This window comes from Niallia sp. FSL W8-0954 (assembly GCF_038005605.1).
In the GTDB taxonomy this organism is placed as follows: Bacteria; Bacillota; Bacilli; order Bacillales; family Cytobacillaceae; genus Niallia; species Niallia circulans_A.
Genome location: NZ_JBBOTN010000001.1, coordinates 436,415 through 451,474 on the forward strand (window position 1 = coordinate 436,415; position 15,060 = coordinate 451,474).

11 protein-coding genes, 12 tRNA genes and 3 rRNA genes are annotated in these 15,060 nt (G+C 41.8%); 25 read left to right on the top strand and 1 reads right to left on the bottom strand.

Translation table 11 applies throughout. The features are described from left to right. Positions 1-50 precede the first annotated feature (50 nt). The 5 genes from NX902_RS02245 (at position 51) to NX902_RS02265 (ending at position 4,666) form a co-directional block, all read left to right on the top strand. Complete coding sequence (locus tag NX902_RS02245) at positions 51-383, top strand: anti-sigma factor antagonist (RefSeq protein WP_095331009.1); 333 nt, start codon at positions 51-53, stop codon at positions 381-383. Then, positions 380-850 carry an anti-sigma B factor RsbW gene (gene rsbW / locus NX902_RS02250; RefSeq protein WP_047944173.1) on the top strand — a complete coding sequence of 157 codons (471 nt, stop codon included), beginning with the start codon at positions 380-382 and terminating at the stop codon, positions 848-850. The genes NX902_RS02245 and rsbW overlap by 4 nt, the downstream gene beginning before the upstream one ends. Continuing rightward, positions 828-1,625, top strand: a complete 798-nt coding sequence (gene sigB / locus NX902_RS02255) for an RNA polymerase sigma factor SigB (protein WP_047944172.1) — start codon at positions 828-830, stop codon at positions 1,623-1,625. Before rsbW ends, sigB begins: the two co-directional genes overlap by 23 nt. Beyond that, positions 1,622-2,218 (top strand): PP2C family serine/threonine-protein phosphatase, encoded by a 597-nt coding sequence (locus NX902_RS02260; protein ID WP_095331007.1) that lies wholly within the window; start codon positions 1,622-1,624, stop codon positions 2,216-2,218. The genes sigB and NX902_RS02260 overlap by 4 nt, the downstream gene beginning before the upstream one ends. A 258-nt stretch (positions 2,219-2,476) precedes the next feature. Further along, the gene (locus tag NX902_RS02265; protein WP_341160527.1) at positions 2,477-4,666 is read left to right on the top strand and encodes a Tex family protein; all 2,190 of its coding nucleotides are present in this window, start codon (positions 2,477-2,479) and stop codon (positions 4,664-4,666) included. Positions 4,667-4,754: 88 nt separating this feature from the next. Here NX902_RS02265 and cmpA read toward each other — a convergent pair whose 3' ends face one another. Next, a complete protein-coding gene (cmpA, locus tag NX902_RS02270) occupies positions 4,755-4,871 on the bottom strand; it encodes a cortex morphogenetic protein CmpA (RefSeq protein WP_095331003.1) in 117 nt (38 codons plus the stop codon). Between the two features lie 220 nt (positions 4,872-5,091). On the opposite strand from cmpA, the gene NX902_RS02275 reads away from it, so the two are divergent. The 20 genes from NX902_RS02275 (at position 5,092) to tsaD (ending at position 14,946) form a co-directional block, all read left to right on the top strand. Beyond that, positions 5,092-5,568: a SprT family protein gene (locus tag NX902_RS02275; RefSeq protein WP_341161069.1), complete on the top strand. Its 477-nt coding sequence runs from the start codon at positions 5,092-5,094 to the stop codon at positions 5,566-5,568. Positions 5,569-5,724: 156 nt separating this feature from the next. Beyond that, positions 5,725-5,799: transfer RNA gene (locus NX902_RS02280), tRNA-Asn, on the top strand. 7 nt (positions 5,800-5,806) lie between these two features. After that, a tRNA-Ser gene (locus NX902_RS02285) sits at positions 5,807-5,897 on the top strand. A gap of 19 nt (positions 5,898-5,916) precedes the next feature. Further along, a tRNA-Glu gene (locus tag NX902_RS02290) sits at positions 5,917-5,988 on the top strand. A 22-nt stretch (positions 5,989-6,010) separates the two neighbouring features. Then, positions 6,011-6,087, top strand: a tRNA-Asp gene (locus NX902_RS02295). Positions 6,088-6,101: 14 nt separating this feature from the next. Next, positions 6,102-6,176 (top strand) — tRNA-Gln (locus NX902_RS02300). 1 nt (position 6,177) lies between these two features. Beyond that, a tRNA-Lys gene (locus NX902_RS02305) sits at positions 6,178-6,253 on the top strand. A 16-nt stretch (positions 6,254-6,269) separates the two neighbouring features. Beyond that, positions 6,270-6,354: transfer RNA gene (locus NX902_RS02310), tRNA-Leu, on the top strand. Between the two features lie 55 nt (positions 6,355-6,409). Further along, positions 6,410-6,493 (top strand) — tRNA-Leu (locus NX902_RS02315). A 64-nt stretch (positions 6,494-6,557) separates the two neighbouring features. Then, positions 6,558-6,634: transfer RNA gene (locus tag NX902_RS02320), tRNA-Arg, on the top strand. A gap of 4 nt (positions 6,635-6,638) precedes the next feature. Next, positions 6,639-6,715, top strand: a tRNA-Pro gene (locus tag NX902_RS02325). A gap of 41 nt (positions 6,716-6,756) precedes the next feature. Beyond that, a tRNA-Gly gene (locus NX902_RS02330) sits at positions 6,757-6,830 on the top strand. A 122-nt stretch (positions 6,831-6,952) separates the two neighbouring features. Continuing rightward, positions 6,953-8,500: ribosomal RNA gene (locus NX902_RS02335) — 16S ribosomal RNA — on the top strand. A gap of 356 nt (positions 8,501-8,856) precedes the next feature. Then, positions 8,857-11,792 (top strand): 23S ribosomal RNA (locus tag NX902_RS02340). Between the two features lie 90 nt (positions 11,793-11,882). Then, positions 11,883-11,999: ribosomal RNA gene (gene rrf, locus NX902_RS02345) — 5S ribosomal RNA — on the top strand. The 16S, 23S and 5S rRNA genes sit together here with 12 tRNA genes alongside, the layout of an rRNA operon. Positions 12,000-12,018: 19 nt before the next feature. Beyond that, positions 12,019-12,092 (top strand) — tRNA-Met (locus tag NX902_RS02350). A gap of 214 nt (positions 12,093-12,306) precedes the next feature. Beyond that, complete coding sequence (gene tsaE / locus NX902_RS02355) at positions 12,307-12,762, top strand: tRNA (adenosine(37)-N6)-threonylcarbamoyltransferase complex ATPase subunit type 1 TsaE (RefSeq protein WP_123260058.1); 456 nt, start codon at positions 12,307-12,309, stop codon at positions 12,760-12,762. Beyond that, entirely contained in the window at positions 12,759-13,475 is a 717-nt protein-coding gene (gene tsaB / locus NX902_RS02360) for a tRNA (adenosine(37)-N6)-threonylcarbamoyltransferase complex dimerization subunit type 1 TsaB (RefSeq protein WP_047943322.1), read from the top strand. Before tsaE ends, tsaB begins: the two co-directional genes overlap by 4 nt. After that, positions 13,475-13,921, top strand: coding sequence for a ribosomal protein S18-alanine N-acetyltransferase (gene rimI / locus NX902_RS02365; RefSeq protein ID WP_095332926.1), 447 nt, complete (start codon positions 13,475-13,477; stop codon positions 13,919-13,921). The genes tsaB and rimI overlap by 1 nt, the downstream gene beginning before the upstream one ends. Further along, positions 13,918-14,946 (top strand): tRNA (adenosine(37)-N6)-threonylcarbamoyltransferase complex transferase subunit TsaD, encoded by a 1,029-nt coding sequence (gene tsaD / locus NX902_RS02370; protein ID WP_341123601.1) that lies wholly within the window; start codon positions 13,918-13,920, stop codon positions 14,944-14,946. Before rimI ends, tsaD begins: the two co-directional genes overlap by 4 nt. The last annotated feature ends 114 nt before the right edge of the window (positions 14,947-15,060 follow it).

Below are 15,060 nucleotides of genomic sequence, written 5' to 3' on the forward strand. Positions count from 1 at the left end.
CCTCTAATGGGGTATATGACAATATCGTAATAATGTGAAGGTGGGTCGGGATGAATATCATAATAGATGTAAAAGAAAAAGAATTGGATGTAGAAGTTAAGGTTTCTGGTGAAATTGATGCGTATACTGCTCCGAAATTAAGGGAGCGGATTTATTCCTTTTCTGAAAAAGAAGGAATGAAAATGATAATTGATTTATCAGATGTAAATTATATGGATAGTACTGGTTTAGGTGTATTTGTAGGCATATTTAAGAATGTTCGAGCAAATAATGGTGAATTTAAGTTAGTAGGTCTATCAAGCCGCTTAATCAGACTGTTTGAAATAACTGGATTAGCAGACATTATAGACATAAATAGCAAGATAGAAGGTGGAATACAATGAGTCATTTTGAGTACATCGAAATGAAAATTCCTTCTAAACCGGAGTATGTTGGGATTATTCGCTTAACATTGTCTGGAATTGCAAGCAGAATGGGCTTTAGCTACGATGAAATTGAAGACTTAAAGATAGCTACAAGTGAAGCCTGTACAAACGCTGTGCAACATGCGTATAAAAATAAAGACGCAGGAGAAGTTTTAGTTGGATTTCGATTATATAATGATCGCTTGGAAGTCATTGTAGCCGATAATGGGAAAAGTTTTGACTTTCATTCCACTACAAAGGATTTGGGTCCGTATGAGCAGGATGAGTCGGTGGAATTTCTTCGTGAAGGAGGACTTGGCCTATACTTGATCGAAACATTAATGGATGAAGTCAAGATTCACCATAATAACGGGGTAACTGTTTTCATGACAAAATACCTCGAAGGAGAGCAGGTGGAGAGGGATGCAGAAACAATCTCAACCTAATCGCCATTTATCAAAAGAAGAAGTAAATGCTTTAATTAAAGATTTTCAAAGTACCCAAAATGAGAAGGCGCAAGAAGCGCTTGTTATAAATTATCGTGATTTAGTAGAAATGCTGGCACGAAAATATTCTAAAGGTAAAATGTTTCATGAGGATATTACACAGGTTGGAATCATTGGATTAATAGGTGCTATTCATCGCTATGATGAAAGCTTTGGAAAAAGTTTTGAAGCCTTTGCGGTTCCAACCATAATTGGAGAAATTAAACGGTTTTTAAGAGATAAAACTTGGAGTGTTCATGTACCCAGAAGAATAAAAGAGCTTGGTCCTAAAATAAAGAAGACGGTTGAGCAGCTTACTACCGATTTACAGCGTTCTCCAAAGGTGGATGAAATCGCCGATTATTTAGATGTCTCCGAAGAAGAAGTATTAGAAGCAATGGAAATGGGAAGAAGTTATCAAGCATTGTCTGTTGATCATTCGATTGAAGCAGATTCGGAAGGTGGAACTGTTACACTTCTAGATATTGTCGGAGATGTAGATCAAGGCTTTGAAAAAGTAAATCAAAAGTTAGTTCTTGAAAAAGTACTGCATGTACTAACAGAGAGAGAAAAGAGTATTATTCAATATACATACTTGGATAATCTTAGTCAGAAGGAAGCTGGAGAGAAGCTTGGCATTTCTCAGATGCATGTTTCTAGGCTTCAGAGAAGAGCCATCAAAAAGCTACAAGAAGCAATTCAGGCGGAGACCAGTAATTCGGAGTTTATCTTATGAATGAGTTGAAAGACAATAATGTTCATGTGCTTTCCTACCAGACTAGCAAGAAAGGGAAAACCCTTTGTGGAGATAGTTTTTTTTATACATCAACGGATGAATACTTTATTTGTGTATTAGCGGATGGACTTGGTAGTGGTGAATATGCAAACGAGGCATCCGTTGCAGTTACGGAGATAATTAAAGAAAACCATGCCAAATCTGTAGATGAATTAATGGAACTATCCAATAATGTTCTTGTAAAGAAAAGAGGGGCTGCTGTTTGTGTTTTTAAAATAAACTATGCTTCTAAGACAATTGTATACAGTTGTGTAGGCAACATACGATTCTTTCTTTATTCTCCTTCAGGTGAACTGACGTATCCACTCCCGGTAACGGGGTATTTGTCAGGAAGACCACAACATTATCATACACAACGTTTTACTTTTGAAAACCATGCTAAATTTCTTGTTTTTTCCGATGGATTTAATATTCAAGGAATTAAAAATTTGCTAAAAGGCTATTTACCTATTAGGTCCATAGCAAATGATATTATTGGGAAATATAATAACTCTAACGATGATTCTACTTTTATACTAGGAAGCTTACTTTGAAAAGTAAGCTTTTTTTTGTTCGAAATGGAAGTTCGCTCATTTAATCGTATCCTTTGCTTCGATATTGAACACCTATAAGCTAGTAAAATAAAAAGAGAAAGGAAGGGATGTAATTTCCTTTATGTTGATAATATGTTTTCCAAGAACCTTTTGCTAAAATAGAGATAGATCAAAATAAAAGGTATTACTTTCGTATAGAAAGATAATAGGAATAATAATTTACGTGATGTTCGACGAATCTAGAAAGGATATGGTGTTATGGAGAAGGTTTTGGAACAGGAAAAAGGACAGAACTATTTAGCGATTATAGCAAAAGAACAGAGTGTATCAATTAAACAAGTGAAAAGTGTTATTACATTAATAGAAGATGGAAATACCGTTCCTTTTATTGCTAGATATAGAAAAGAACAAACAGGGGCACTAGATGAGGTGCAAATAAAAGATATCATTGATCGGTATACATATATTCAAAACTTGGCACAACGAAAAGAGGAAGTTATTCGTTTAATTGAGGAACAGGGGAAGCTCACAGAAGAGCTGCATAACAATATTATAAAGGCAATTAAGCTGCAAGAAGTAGAGGATTTATATCGTCCGTATAAACAAAAGCGTCGAACAAAAGCAACGATTGCTAAAGAAAAAGGGTTGGAGCCTTTTGCAGAATGGTTAGTTAGTAAAGAAAAGAAAAATTCTTTAGAAGAAGAAGCAAATAAATATATCTCGGAGGAAAAAGAAGTTTTATCCATTGAGGATGCAATAAATGGAGCGAAAGATATACTGGCAGAACAGATATCAGATGATGCAGAGAGCAGAAAATGGATAAGAAGTAAGACAATGCTTACTGGGAAAATTCAGTCAACCGCTAAAAAGGTAGAGAAGGACGAAAAAAATATTTATGAAATGTACTATGAATATGAAGAACCAATAAATAAAATTGTCCCTCATCGAACTTTAGCATTAAATAGAGGAGAAAAAGAAGATGTTTTAAAAGTAGCCATCGTTGCTCCGATAGAAGTAATTACGGAATACTTAGAGAAAAAGTGGTTAACAAATGCCCAATCCCCTGAAGGCTTAATCATAAAAGAAGCTATTGAGGATGGCTATAAACGTCTTATTCAACCATCCATCGAAAGGGAAATAAGAAATGAGTTAACCGAGAAAGCGGAAGAACAGGCGATACACATTTTCTCAGAAAATCTTCGGAATCTATTATTACAGCCACCTCTAAAAGGGAAAATGGTTCTTGGAGTAGATCCAGCATATCGGACAGGCTGTAAATTAGCGGTAGTAGATGAAACAGGGAAAGTATTAGAAATAGGGGTTATCTATCCTCATCCGCCTGTATCTAAAACAGTAGAAGCGAAAGCAAAGTTCCAAGAAATCTTAGATCGATATGATATTGAAATGGTTGCAGTTGGTAATGGTACTGCTTCAAGAGAAACGGAACAATTTGTAGCAGATATGCTAAAAAAGCAAAATAAAGAAATCTATTATTTAATAGTAAATGAAGCGGGAGCGAGTGTATACTCTGCTTCAGAAATTGCTAGAGAAGAGTTTCCGGATTTCCAAGTAGAAGAAAGAAGTGCTGTATCGATAGCGAGAAGACTGCAAGATCCGCTTGCTGAATTGGTTAAAATTGACCCGAAATCCGTTGGAGTTGGTCAATATCAACATGATGTATCTCAAAAAAAATTAGCAGAATCATTGCACTTTGTAGTAGAAACAGCAGTTAACCAAGTTGGTGTTAATGTAAATACAGCATCTTCTTCTCTGTTACAATATGTTGCGGGTCTTTCCAAAGCGGTTGCTAATAATATCGTAAAGAAACGAGAAGAAGAAGGGAAATTCATAAGTCGCAAACAATTAAAGAAGATACCGCGCCTAGGTGCAAAAACATATGAACAGGCAATTGGTTTCCTACGTGTATTGGATGGAGAGGAGCCTTTAGATAGAACGGGCATACATCCAGAGCATTACGATGAAGTAAAAAAACTCTTATCTACATTAGGATTTAAAACAAAAGATATTGGTACTACAGCTTTAAGGGAAGCATTAACAAAGGTTAATCTGAAGGAAAGTGCACAGGAACTTAATATAGGGGAATTAACGCTAAAGGATATTATTGAGGCATTAGTTCGTCCATCCCGAGATCCACGTGACGATTTAGCTGCACCATTATTAAGAAAAGATGTATTGAAACTAGAGGATCTGCAAACGGGCATGGAGCTACAAGGAACTGTTCGAAATGTAGTTGATTTTGGGGCATTTATAGATATTGGTGTAAAGCAAGATGGCTTGGTTCATATTTCGAAGCTGAGCAATAAGTTTGTAAAGCATCCCCTTGATATAGTAGGTGTGGGAGATGTTGTTACTGTTTGGGTAGACAGCGTCGACCATAATAAAGGAAGAGTAGCACTAACAATGCTAAAACCAAAAGAAGAAAAATAATAATAAAAAGAAGCCTGCGTTGATGGAAGAGATAACGCAGGTATTCTTAGTTTATGAAAAGAAAATGAGTTCATTTTATAATGAAAAGTTAATTAGCAGCATTTTTACGGCGATAGTAATACCAACATTGATTCAACAGCTTTACTTGATAGCTATTTTTTTCATAGAAAGCTTTTTTGATTTGGTTTTGTAACCAATTAGGCATTATATCCACTCCTTATTTTTTTGATTTGGCTAGGCTGAAATAGAAAATTCACTTTAGCTTTTCATGCCGATAACTAAAAAAGGTAGAAAATTGCCTAGTTTAAGGTGGGAATATAGAATTTTTTATTTAACTTGATTACATGATTGTGTACGTTTTAGTAAGTTATAAAACTATTGTATGCTATAATAGTTTGTCTTGTTGAGGAGGAATGAGCGGTACGATGACAAATGAGGAATTACAAAAGTTAGTGGAGGATATATCGTGGGATTACTTTAAAAGAAACTTTGAGCATAAAGCAATCTTTAATCCACGATTAAGAACCACTGGTGGAAGATATTTGTTAAGCACTCATAATATTGAAATCAATAAAATATATTATGATCTGATGGGTTTAAATGAATTAGTAGGGATTATAAAACATGAATTATGTCATTATCATCTTCATTTATTAAACAAAGGATATCAGCACAAGGATGCTGATTTTAAGTCTCTTCTAAAAATGGTAGGTGGCCCAAGATATTGTTCACCTTTACCAGTTGGAAATAAGAAAGGTAACTCAAAGCGAATACTTATTTATTCTTGTGTTTCTTGTAAACAGCAATATACGAGAAGAAAAAGAATGGATATAAAAAAGTATGTTTGTGGGAAATGTAAGGGAAGATTAAAATTAGAAGAAGTGATTCAGATAGATAAGTAATTATAGATGGATGGATTTTGTTTTAAAAAAAGTTTCAAAAGGTGCTTGACTTATTATTTATATGTCCTTATAATGTAAAGAGTCGACAAGAGAGCAGTCATTATAATGCTGCTAGTAATTGTTTCGTTTGATAACAAATACGTCGATAGAAATTATTCCGCAGTAGCTCAGTGGTAGAGCATTCGGCTGTTAACCGAACGGTCGTAGGTTCGAGTCCTACCTGCGGAGCCATTTTTTTGGGGAAGTACTCAAGAGGCTGAAGAGGCGCCCCTGCTAAGGGTGTAGGTCGCGTAAGCGGCGCGAGGGTTCAAATCCCTCCTTCTCCGCCAGAAAGCGATTTGGTATTATGGCCCGTTGGTCAAGCGGTTAAGACACCGCCCTTTCACGGCGGTAACACGGGTTCGAATCCCGTACGGGTCATTTGTTATTTTATAAAAAGTTTGGTCCGGTAGTTCAGTTGGTTAGAATGCCTGCCTGTCACGCAGGAGGTCGCGGGTTCGAGTCCCGTCCGGACCGCCATTTATATTTAATATTGGGCTATAGCCAAGCGGTAAGGCAACGGACTTTGACTCCGTCATTCGTTGGTTCGAATCCAGCTAGCCCAGCCAAGAGCCATTAGCTCAGTCGGTAGAGCATCTGACTTTTAATCAGAGGGTCGGAGGTTCGAATCCTCCATGGCTCACCATTATATATTAGAACAAGCGGGTGTGGCGGAATTGGCAGACGCACTAGACTTAGGATCTAGCGCCGCAAGGCGTGGGGGTTCGACTCCCTTCACCCGCACCATCTAATTAATGAACGAAACAGATTTATGAATGTACAATGGATCATCTCTTATAGTGCGGTCGTGGCGGAATGGCAGACGCGCTAGGTTGAGGGCCTAGTGGGGGTTAACCCCGTGGAGGTTCAAGTCCTCTCGGCCGCATCAAAAAAAGTGTTGACAGCCGATAAAAAATATTGTATGATTATAAAGTCGCTTTCGGAAATATGCGCCCGTAGCTCAATTGGATAGAGCGTCTGACTACGGATCAGAAGGTTATGGGTTCGACTCCTTTCGGGCGCGCCATATTCGGGAAGTAGCTCAGCTTGGTAGAGCACTTGGTTTGGGACCAAGGGGTCGCAGGTTCGAATCCTGTCTTCCCGACCATGAATGTTCGTCAAGTAAAAAAAGAATATCACTCTTATTATGCGGGTGTAGTTTAATGGTAAAACCTCAGCCTTCCAAGCTGATGTCGTGGGTTCGATTCCCATCACCCGCTCCATTTTATTTTATTGCTCTTTGAAAACTGAACAAACAAACGTCAACAATAATCGTTTTATAACTAGCGTTATAAAACAAAAAAGTAACAAAAAGCTAGAGTTTAGCAATGAGCTAATCAACTCTTTATTGGAGAGTTTGATCCTGGCTCAGGACGAACGCTGGCGGCGTGCCTAATACATGCAAGTCGAGCGGACTTTAAAAGCTTGCTTTTAAAGTTAGCGGCGGACGGGTGAGTAACACGTGGGCAACCTGCCTGTAAGACTGGGATAACTTCGGGAAACCGGAGCTAATACCGGATAATCCTTTTCCTCTCATGAGGAAAAGCTGAAAGACGGTTTACGCTGTCACTTACAGATGGGCCCGCGGCGCATTAGCTAGTTGGTGAGGTAACGGCTCACCAAGGCGACGATGCGTAGCCGACCTGAGAGGGTGATCGGCCACACTGGGACTGAGACACGGCCCAGACTCCTACGGGAGGCAGCAGTAGGGAATCTTCCGCAATGGACGAAAGTCTGACGGAGCAACGCCGCGTGAGTGATGAAGGTTTTCGGATCGTAAAACTCTGTTGTTAGGGAAGAACAAGTACAAGAGTAACTGCTTGTACCTTGACGGTACCTAACCAGAAAGCCACGGCTAACTACGTGCCAGCAGCCGCGGTAATACGTAGGTGGCAAGCGTTGTCCGGAATTATTGGGCGTAAAGCGCGCGCAGGCGGTCCTTTAAGTCTGATGTGAAAGCCCACGGCTCAACCGTGGAGGGTCATTGGAAACTGGGGGACTTGAGTGCAGAAGAGAAGAGTGGAATTCCACGTGTAGCGGTGAAATGCGTAGAGATGTGGAGGAACACCAGTGGCGAAGGCGACTCTTTGGTCTGTAACTGACGCTGAGGCGCGAAAGCGTGGGGAGCAAACAGGATTAGATACCCTGGTAGTCCACGCCGTAAACGATGAGTGCTAAGTGTTAGAGGGTTTCCGCCCTTTAGTGCTGCAGCAAACGCATTAAGCACTCCGCCTGGGGAGTACGGCCGCAAGGCTGAAACTCAAAGGAATTGACGGGGGCCCGCACAAGCGGTGGAGCATGTGGTTTAATTCGAAGCAACGCGAAGAACCTTACCAGGTCTTGACATCCTCTGACACTCCTAGAGATAGGACGTTCCCCTTCGGGGGACAGAGTGACAGGTGGTGCATGGTTGTCGTCAGCTCGTGTCGTGAGATGTTGGGTTAAGTCCCGCAACGAGCGCAACCCTTGATCTTAGTTGCCAGCATTCAGTTGGGCACTCTAAGGTGACTGCCGGTGACAAACCGGAGGAAGGTGGGGATGACGTCAAATCATCATGCCCCTTATGACCTGGGCTACACACGTGCTACAATGGATGGTACAAAGGGCAGCAAAACCGCGAGGTCGAGCAAATCCCATAAAACCATTCTCAGTTCGGATTGTAGGCTGCAACTCGCCTACATGAAGCTGGAATCGCTAGTAATCGCGGATCAGCATGCCGCGGTGAATACGTTCCCGGGCCTTGTACACACCGCCCGTCACACCACGAGAGTTTGTAACACCCGAAGTCGGTGGGGTAACCTTTTGGAGCCAGCCGCCTAAGGTGGGATAGATGATTGGGGTGAAGTCGTAACAAGGTAGCCGTATCGGAAGGTGCGGCTGGATCACCTCCTTTCTAAGGAAAATGGAATTTACATTCCATCAAAGATTGTTGACGATTTGTTGTTCAGTTTTGAGGGAGCAATTCCTCAAAATGAAAGGCTTAATAAGCCTGATTGTTCCTTGAAAACTAGATTATGTAAGAACCAAGAAAGAAACCGAGTAATCGCCATCTTAGATTCTCTATTTTAGAGAATTACTTCTTTGGAAAGTAGTCGTATTAAACGAATACTCCTTCAAAGATTGGAGAGCAAAGAGAAGCAAGTAGATCAAGGAAGCGACCGAACGAGCACCGGAGCGTACGACAGTACGTGAGGAGCAGAGTGAAGAAGCTTGACGAAGAGATACGCCGCTTATCTTTGGTCGAAACTAAGTTAAGTTAGAAAGGGCGCACGGTGGATGCCTTGGCACTAGGAGCCGATGAAGGACGGGATTAACACCGATATGCTTTGGGGAGCTGTAAGTAAGCTTTGATCCAGAGATTTCCGAATGGGGAAACCCTCTATCCGTAATGGGATAGAATCTTTACCTGAATACATAGGGTACTGAAGGCAGACCCGGGGAACTGAAACATCTAAGTACCCGGAGGAAGAGAAAGCAAACGCGATTCCCTGAGTAGCGGCGAGCGAAACGGGATTAGCCCAAACCAAGAGGCTTGCCTCTTGGGGTTGTAGGACACTCTATATGGAGTTACAAAGGAACGGGGTAGACGAATCGATCTGGAAAGGTCAGTCGTAGAAGGTAAAAACCCTGTAGTCGAAACTTCGTTCCCTCTTGAGTGTATCCTGAGTACGGCGGGACACGAGAAATCCCGTCGGAAGCAGGGAGGACCATCTCCCAAGGCTAAATACTCCCTAGTGACCGATAGTGAACCAGTACCGTGAGGGAAAGGTGAAAAGCACCCCGGAAGGGGAGTGAAATAGATCCTGAAACCGTGTGCCTACAAGTAGTTAGAGCCCTTTTATGGGTGATAGCGTGCCTTTTGTAGAATGAACCGGCGAGTTACGATTACATGCGAGGTTAAGTTGAAGAGACGGAGCCGCAGCGAAAGCGAGTCTGAATAGGGCGAAATAGTATGTGGTTGTAGACCCGAAACCAGGTGATCTACCCATGTCCAGGGTGAAGTCCAGGTAACACTGGATGGAGGCCCGAACCCACGCACGTTGAAAAGTGCGGGGATGAGGTGTGGGTAGCGGAGAAATTCCAATCGAACTTGGAGATAGCTGGTTCTCTCCGAAATAGCTTTAGGGCTAGCCTCAAGATTTAGAGTATTGGAGGTAGAGCACTGTTTGGACTAGGGGCCCCCATCGGGTTACCGAATTCAGACAAACTCCGAATGCCAAATACTTATTCTTGGGAGTCAGACTACGAGTGATAAGATCCGTGGTCAAGAGGGAAACAGCCCAGACCACCAGCTAAGGTCCCAAAGTATACGTTAAGTGGAAAAGGATGTGGAGTTGCTTAGACAACCAGGATGTTGGCTTAGAAGCAGCCACCATTTAAAGAGTGCGTAATAGCTCACTGGTCGAGTGACTCTGCGCCGAAAATGTACCGGGGCTAAACGTATCACCGAAGCTGTGGATTGACATCTTTGATGTCAGTGGTAGGAGAGCGTTCTAAGGGCGTTGAAGCTAGACCGTAAGGACTGGTGGAGCGCTTAGAAGTGAGAATGCCGGTATGAGTAGCGAAAGATGAGTGAGAATCTCATCCACCGAATGCCTAAGGTTTCCTGAGGAAGGCTCGTCCGCTCAGGGTTAGTCGGGACCTAAGCCGAGGCTGAAAAGCGTAGGCGATGGACAACAGGTTGATATTCCTGTACCACCTTTAAATCGTTTGAGCAATGGGGGGACGCAGGAGGATAGGGTAAGCGTGCTGTTGGATTAGCACGTCCAAGCAGTTAGGCTGGTAATGAGGCAAATCCCATTACCACATAAGCGGAGCTGTGACGGCGAGGGAAATATAGTACCGAAGTTCCTGATTCCACACTGCCAAGAAAAGCCTCTAGCGAGATTTAGGGTGCCCGTACCGCAAACCGACACAGGTAGGCGAGGAGAGAATCCTAAGGTGAGCGAGAGAACTCTCGTTAAGGAACTCGGCAAAATGACCCCGTAACTTCGGGAGAAGGGGTGCTCTTGCGGGTGCAAGCCTGCGAGAGCCGCAGTGAATAGGCCCAGGCGACTGTTTAGCAAAAACACAGGTCTCTGCGAAGCCGCAAGGCGAAGTATAGGGGCTGACACCTGCCCGGTGCTGGAAGGTTAAGAGGAGGGGTTAGCACGTTAGTGCGAAGCTCTGAATTGAAGCCCCAGTAAACGGCGGCCGTAACTATAACGGTCCTAAGGTAGCGAAATTCCTTGTCGGGTAAGTTCCGACCCGCACGAAAGGTGTAACGATCTGGGCACTGTCTCAACGAGAGACTCGGTGAAATTATAGTACCTGTGAAGATGCAGGTTACCCGCGACAGGACGGAAAGACCCCGTGGAGCTTTACTGCAGCCTGATATTGAATTTTGGTACAGCTTGTACAGGATAGGTAGGAGCCTTGGAAGCCGGAGCGCTAGCTTCGGTGGAGGCATTGGTGGGATACTACCCTGGCTGTATTGACATTCTAACCCGCACCCCTGATCGGGGTGGGAGACAGTGTCAGGTGGGCAGTTTGACTGGGGCGGTCGCCTCCTAAAAAGTAACGGAGGCGCCCAAAGGTTCCCTCAGAATGGTTGGAAATCATTCGTAGAGTGTAAAGGCACAAGGGAGCTTGACTGCGAGACCTACAAGTCGAGCAGGGACGAAAGTCGGGCTTAGTGATCCGGTGGTTCCGCATGGAAGGGCCATCGCTCAACGGATAAAAGCTACCCCGGGGATAACAGGCTTATCTCCCCCAAGAGTCCACATCGACGGGGAGGTTTGGCACCTCGATGTCGGCTCATCGCATCCTGGGGCTGTAGTCGGTCCCAAGGGTTGGGCTGTTCGCCCATTAAAGCGGTACGCGAGCTGGGTTCAGAACGTCGTGAGACAGTTCGGTCCCTATCCGTCGTGGGCGTAGGAAATTTGAGAGGAGCTGTCCTTAGTACGAGAGGACCGGGATGGACGCACCGCTGGTGTACCAGTTGTCTTGCCAAAGGCATCGCTGGGTAGCTATGTGCGGAAGGGATAAGTGCTGAAAGCATCTAAGCATGAAGCCCCCCTCAAGATGAGATTTCCCATAGCGCAAGCTAGTAAGATCCCTGAAAGATGATCAGGTTGATAGGTCAGAGGTGGAAGCGTGGCGACATGTGGAGCTGACTGATACTAATAGATCGAGGACTTAACTAAAATAATCTTAGCGTAAGCTAAGAAAGATTACTTGTTCTTTCTTTTACTTCATAATCTAGTTTTGAGGGAATAACCTCAAAAATTAAATAGTCTGGTGGCGATAGCGAGAAGGTCACACCCGTTCCCATACCGAACACGGAAGTTAAGCTTCTCAGCGCCGATGGTAGTTGGGGGTTCTCCCCCTGTGAGAGTAGGACGTCGCTAGGCTTTTATTATTTTATATCGTCGCGGGGTGGAGCAGTCTGGTAGCTCGTCGGGCTCATAACCCGAAGGTCGCAGGTTCAAATCCTGTCCCCGCAATCAAACAATGAAAAATCCTTAGGAATAAAACCTAAGGATTTTTTTGTTCGTCTAGGATTTTTTTTAATGGAGAGACTGTGGATAACTAAATTAAAAATAAAGAAGCAAGATCAGAAGGTTTCCCTCAAAAAACAAAAGACTAGCTTTAGACTCAGTGGGTAATTGAGTATAATAAAAGATAATACCATTATTAAATTTGTATTAGGAGTAATTTATGAATAACTTTGAATGGAAGGCAGATAATGCGGAAGAAACAATTGGTTTTGCGGAGCGGATTGCATGGCTTTTACAAGCAGGAGATGTAATCACTTTAGAAGGTGATTTAGGAGCTGGCAAAACAACTTTTACAAAGGGAATAGCGAAAGGATTAGGGATAACTAAAACAGTTAATAGTCCCACCTTTACAATAATTAAAGAGTATCAAGGGAAATTACCATTGTATCATATGGATGTTTATCGTTTAAAGGATAGCGATGAGGATTTAGGATTTGATGAGTACTTTGAAGGAGAAGGCGTTACAGTAGTGGAATGGGCCCATTTGATTGAGGAGCAGCTACCAGTGGATTATCTGCAGATTAACTTATATTATGATAATACATCGGGAAGAAAAATTGTCTTATCACCTAAGGGCTCCCGTTATATGCAATTATGTAAGGAGTTATTTTCATGAAGATATTAGCAATAGATACATCAAATTTTGTTTTAGGGGTTGCCTTATATGAGAATGGGAAGGTAATCGGGGAGTATATTACAAACCTAAAAAAGAATCATTCGATTAGAGCAATGCCAGCAATTGAACAGTTAATGAAGGACTGTGATATTAAACCAAAGGATCTTTCTAAAATCGTGGTAGCAAAAGGTCCAGGATCTTATACAGGAGTGCGTATTGGTGTTACCATTGCGAAAACACTGGCTTGGACATTGAACATCCCACTTGTGGGTGTTTCTAGTTTAGAAGTGCTTGCTGCATCTGTGGGAAGATACTTTGATGGATATGTTTCTCCCTTATTTGATGCAAGAAGAGGACAGATTTACACAGGACTTTATCAATTTAGCAGAAATGATATTGAGATCGTAAAAAATGATCAGTTAATCCTTTCAACTGATTGGATAGAGGAACTTGTCCCATTAAAACAGCGAATATTGTTTGTAGGAAATGACTTACCTATACACCAAGATATCTTAACAGAAGGATTAGGAGAGTTTGCTCAGTTAACCGATGCTGTGGACTTTAATCCTAGACCGTCTATCCTTGCAATGTTAGGAGAAGCTAGAGAGGGAGAAGCGATACATACGTTTACCCCTAATTATATTCGCTTAGCAGAAGCAGAGGCCAATTGGTTGAAGGCAAATAAAATAGAGAAAAAGGAAGACAGGGGATAATGTCAACATTTGAATTTCGCAATATGACAGTCGCGGATATCGATAATGTTTTTAAAATCGAAACGATTTCTTTTAGTACTCCATGGAGCAAAGAGGCTTTTTATAATGAGCTGACCCAAAATCGGTTTGCAAAATATATTGTCATCCAATATGAAGACGGGCTTGTTGGATATTGTGGTGTATGGATTGTTGTAGATGAAGCACATATTACAAATATCGCTATTCTGCCTGATTTCAGAGGGAAAAAACTTGGTGAAATGCTGCTTACAAAGATTATGGAAGAAGCAAGAAAGCTTGGTGCAACTACTATGACACTAGAAGTTCGTGTAACTAATGAAGTAGCACAAAATTTATATAGAAAACTTGGATTTCAAAATGGAGCAATCAGAAAGAAGTATTATACAGATAATCAAGAAGATGCTTTAGTAATGTGGGTGAAATTATGAAGAATAATAATGTAATAATAATGGGCATGGAAACAAGCTGTGATGAAACGGCTGTTTCTATTGTAAAAAACGGGACAGAAATCCTTTCTAATATTGTTTCTTCTCAAATAGAAAGTCATAAACGATTTGGCGGAGTAGTTCCCGAAATTGCTTCGAGACATCATGTGGAGCAAATTACGATTGTGATTGAAGAGGCCCTCTCAAAAGCAGAGATAAGCTATGAGGATATTGATGCTATTGCTGTAACAGAAGGTCCTGGTTTAGTAGGTGCTCTTTTAATAGGGGTAAATGCAGCTAAAGCAATAAGTTTTGCACATGATATCCCCTTAGTTGGTGTACATCATATTGCAGGACATATATATGCTAATCGACTTGTGGATAACTTAGAATTTCCTTTATTAGCTCTTGTGGTTTCTGGTGGACATACCGAATTAGTGTTAATGAAAGAGCATGGCCATTTTGAGGTTATTGGAGAAACAAGGGATGATGCGGCTGGCGAAGCATATGATAAAGTTGCAAGGACGCTCCAGCTTCCTTATCCAGGTGGACCTCATATTGATCGATTAGCAGGAGAAGGAAACCCAAAAGCTGTTAAGCTTCCAAGAGCATGGATAGAAGGTACGTATGATTTTAGTTTCAGTGGATTAAAATCAGCAGTTATCAACACTGTGCATAACGCTGAACAACGTGGTGAAGTTATTAGACCAGAGGACTTGGCTGCTAGTTTTCAGGAAAGTGTAGTGGATGTATTAGTTTCAAAGACTTTGGAAGCAGCAAAGGAATACAAGGTAAAACAAGTTGTATTAGCGGGCGGTGTTGCTGCTAACAAGGGTTTAAGAACAGTACTTGCAGAGAAATTTAAACAGTTAGATTCAGTTAAGTTAACCATTCCTCCATTATCTTTATGTACAGATAATGCAGCAATGATAGCAGCAGCTGGCACAGTTTTCTTCGAAAAAGGACAGCGAGCACACCTGGATTTAAACGGAAATCCAGGATTAGATATAACTATCCACAATGTGTAGGAATAAGTCTTTTTACTTATATGCATAGAAAAGTGTAATTGTGAATAAATATGATGTTATATACATATTATGTGGATATTGTGTATAACTTATTATCGTTTTGTGGATAATGTG

Bases quoted from the DNA above. Each gene is read 5' to 3' on its own strand.
- NX902_RS02245 (WP_095331009.1), top strand. From the start codon at position 51: ATGAATATCATAATAGATGTAAAAGAAAAAGAATTGGATGTAGAAGTT.
- tsaD (WP_341123601.1), top strand. From the start codon at position 13,918: ATGAAGAATAATAATGTAATAATAATGGGCATGGAAACAAGCTGTGAT.
- NX902_RS02260 (WP_095331007.1), top strand. From the start codon at position 1,622: ATGAATGAGTTGAAAGACAATAATGTTCATGTGCTTTCCTACCAGACT.
- rsbW (WP_047944173.1), top strand. From the start codon at position 380: ATGAGTCATTTTGAGTACATCGAAATGAAAATTCCTTCTAAACCGGAG.
- tsaB (WP_047943322.1), top strand. From the start codon at position 12,759: ATGAAGATATTAGCAATAGATACATCAAATTTTGTTTTAGGGGTTGCC.
- tsaE (WP_123260058.1), top strand. From the start codon at position 12,307: ATGAATAACTTTGAATGGAAGGCAGATAATGCGGAAGAAACAATTGGT.
- sigB (WP_047944172.1), top strand. From the start codon at position 828: ATGCAGAAACAATCTCAACCTAATCGCCATTTATCAAAAGAAGAAGTA.
- NX902_RS02275 (WP_341161069.1), top strand. From the start codon at position 5,092: ATGACAAATGAGGAATTACAAAAGTTAGTGGAGGATATATCGTGGGAT.
- cmpA (WP_095331003.1), bottom strand. From the start codon at position 4,871: ATGCCTAATTGGTTACAAAACCAAATCAAAAAAGCTTTCTATGAAAAA.
- NX902_RS02265 (WP_341160527.1), top strand. From the start codon at position 2,477: ATGGAGAAGGTTTTGGAACAGGAAAAAGGACAGAACTATTTAGCGATT.
- rimI (WP_095332926.1), top strand. From the start codon at position 13,475: ATGTCAACATTTGAATTTCGCAATATGACAGTCGCGGATATCGATAAT.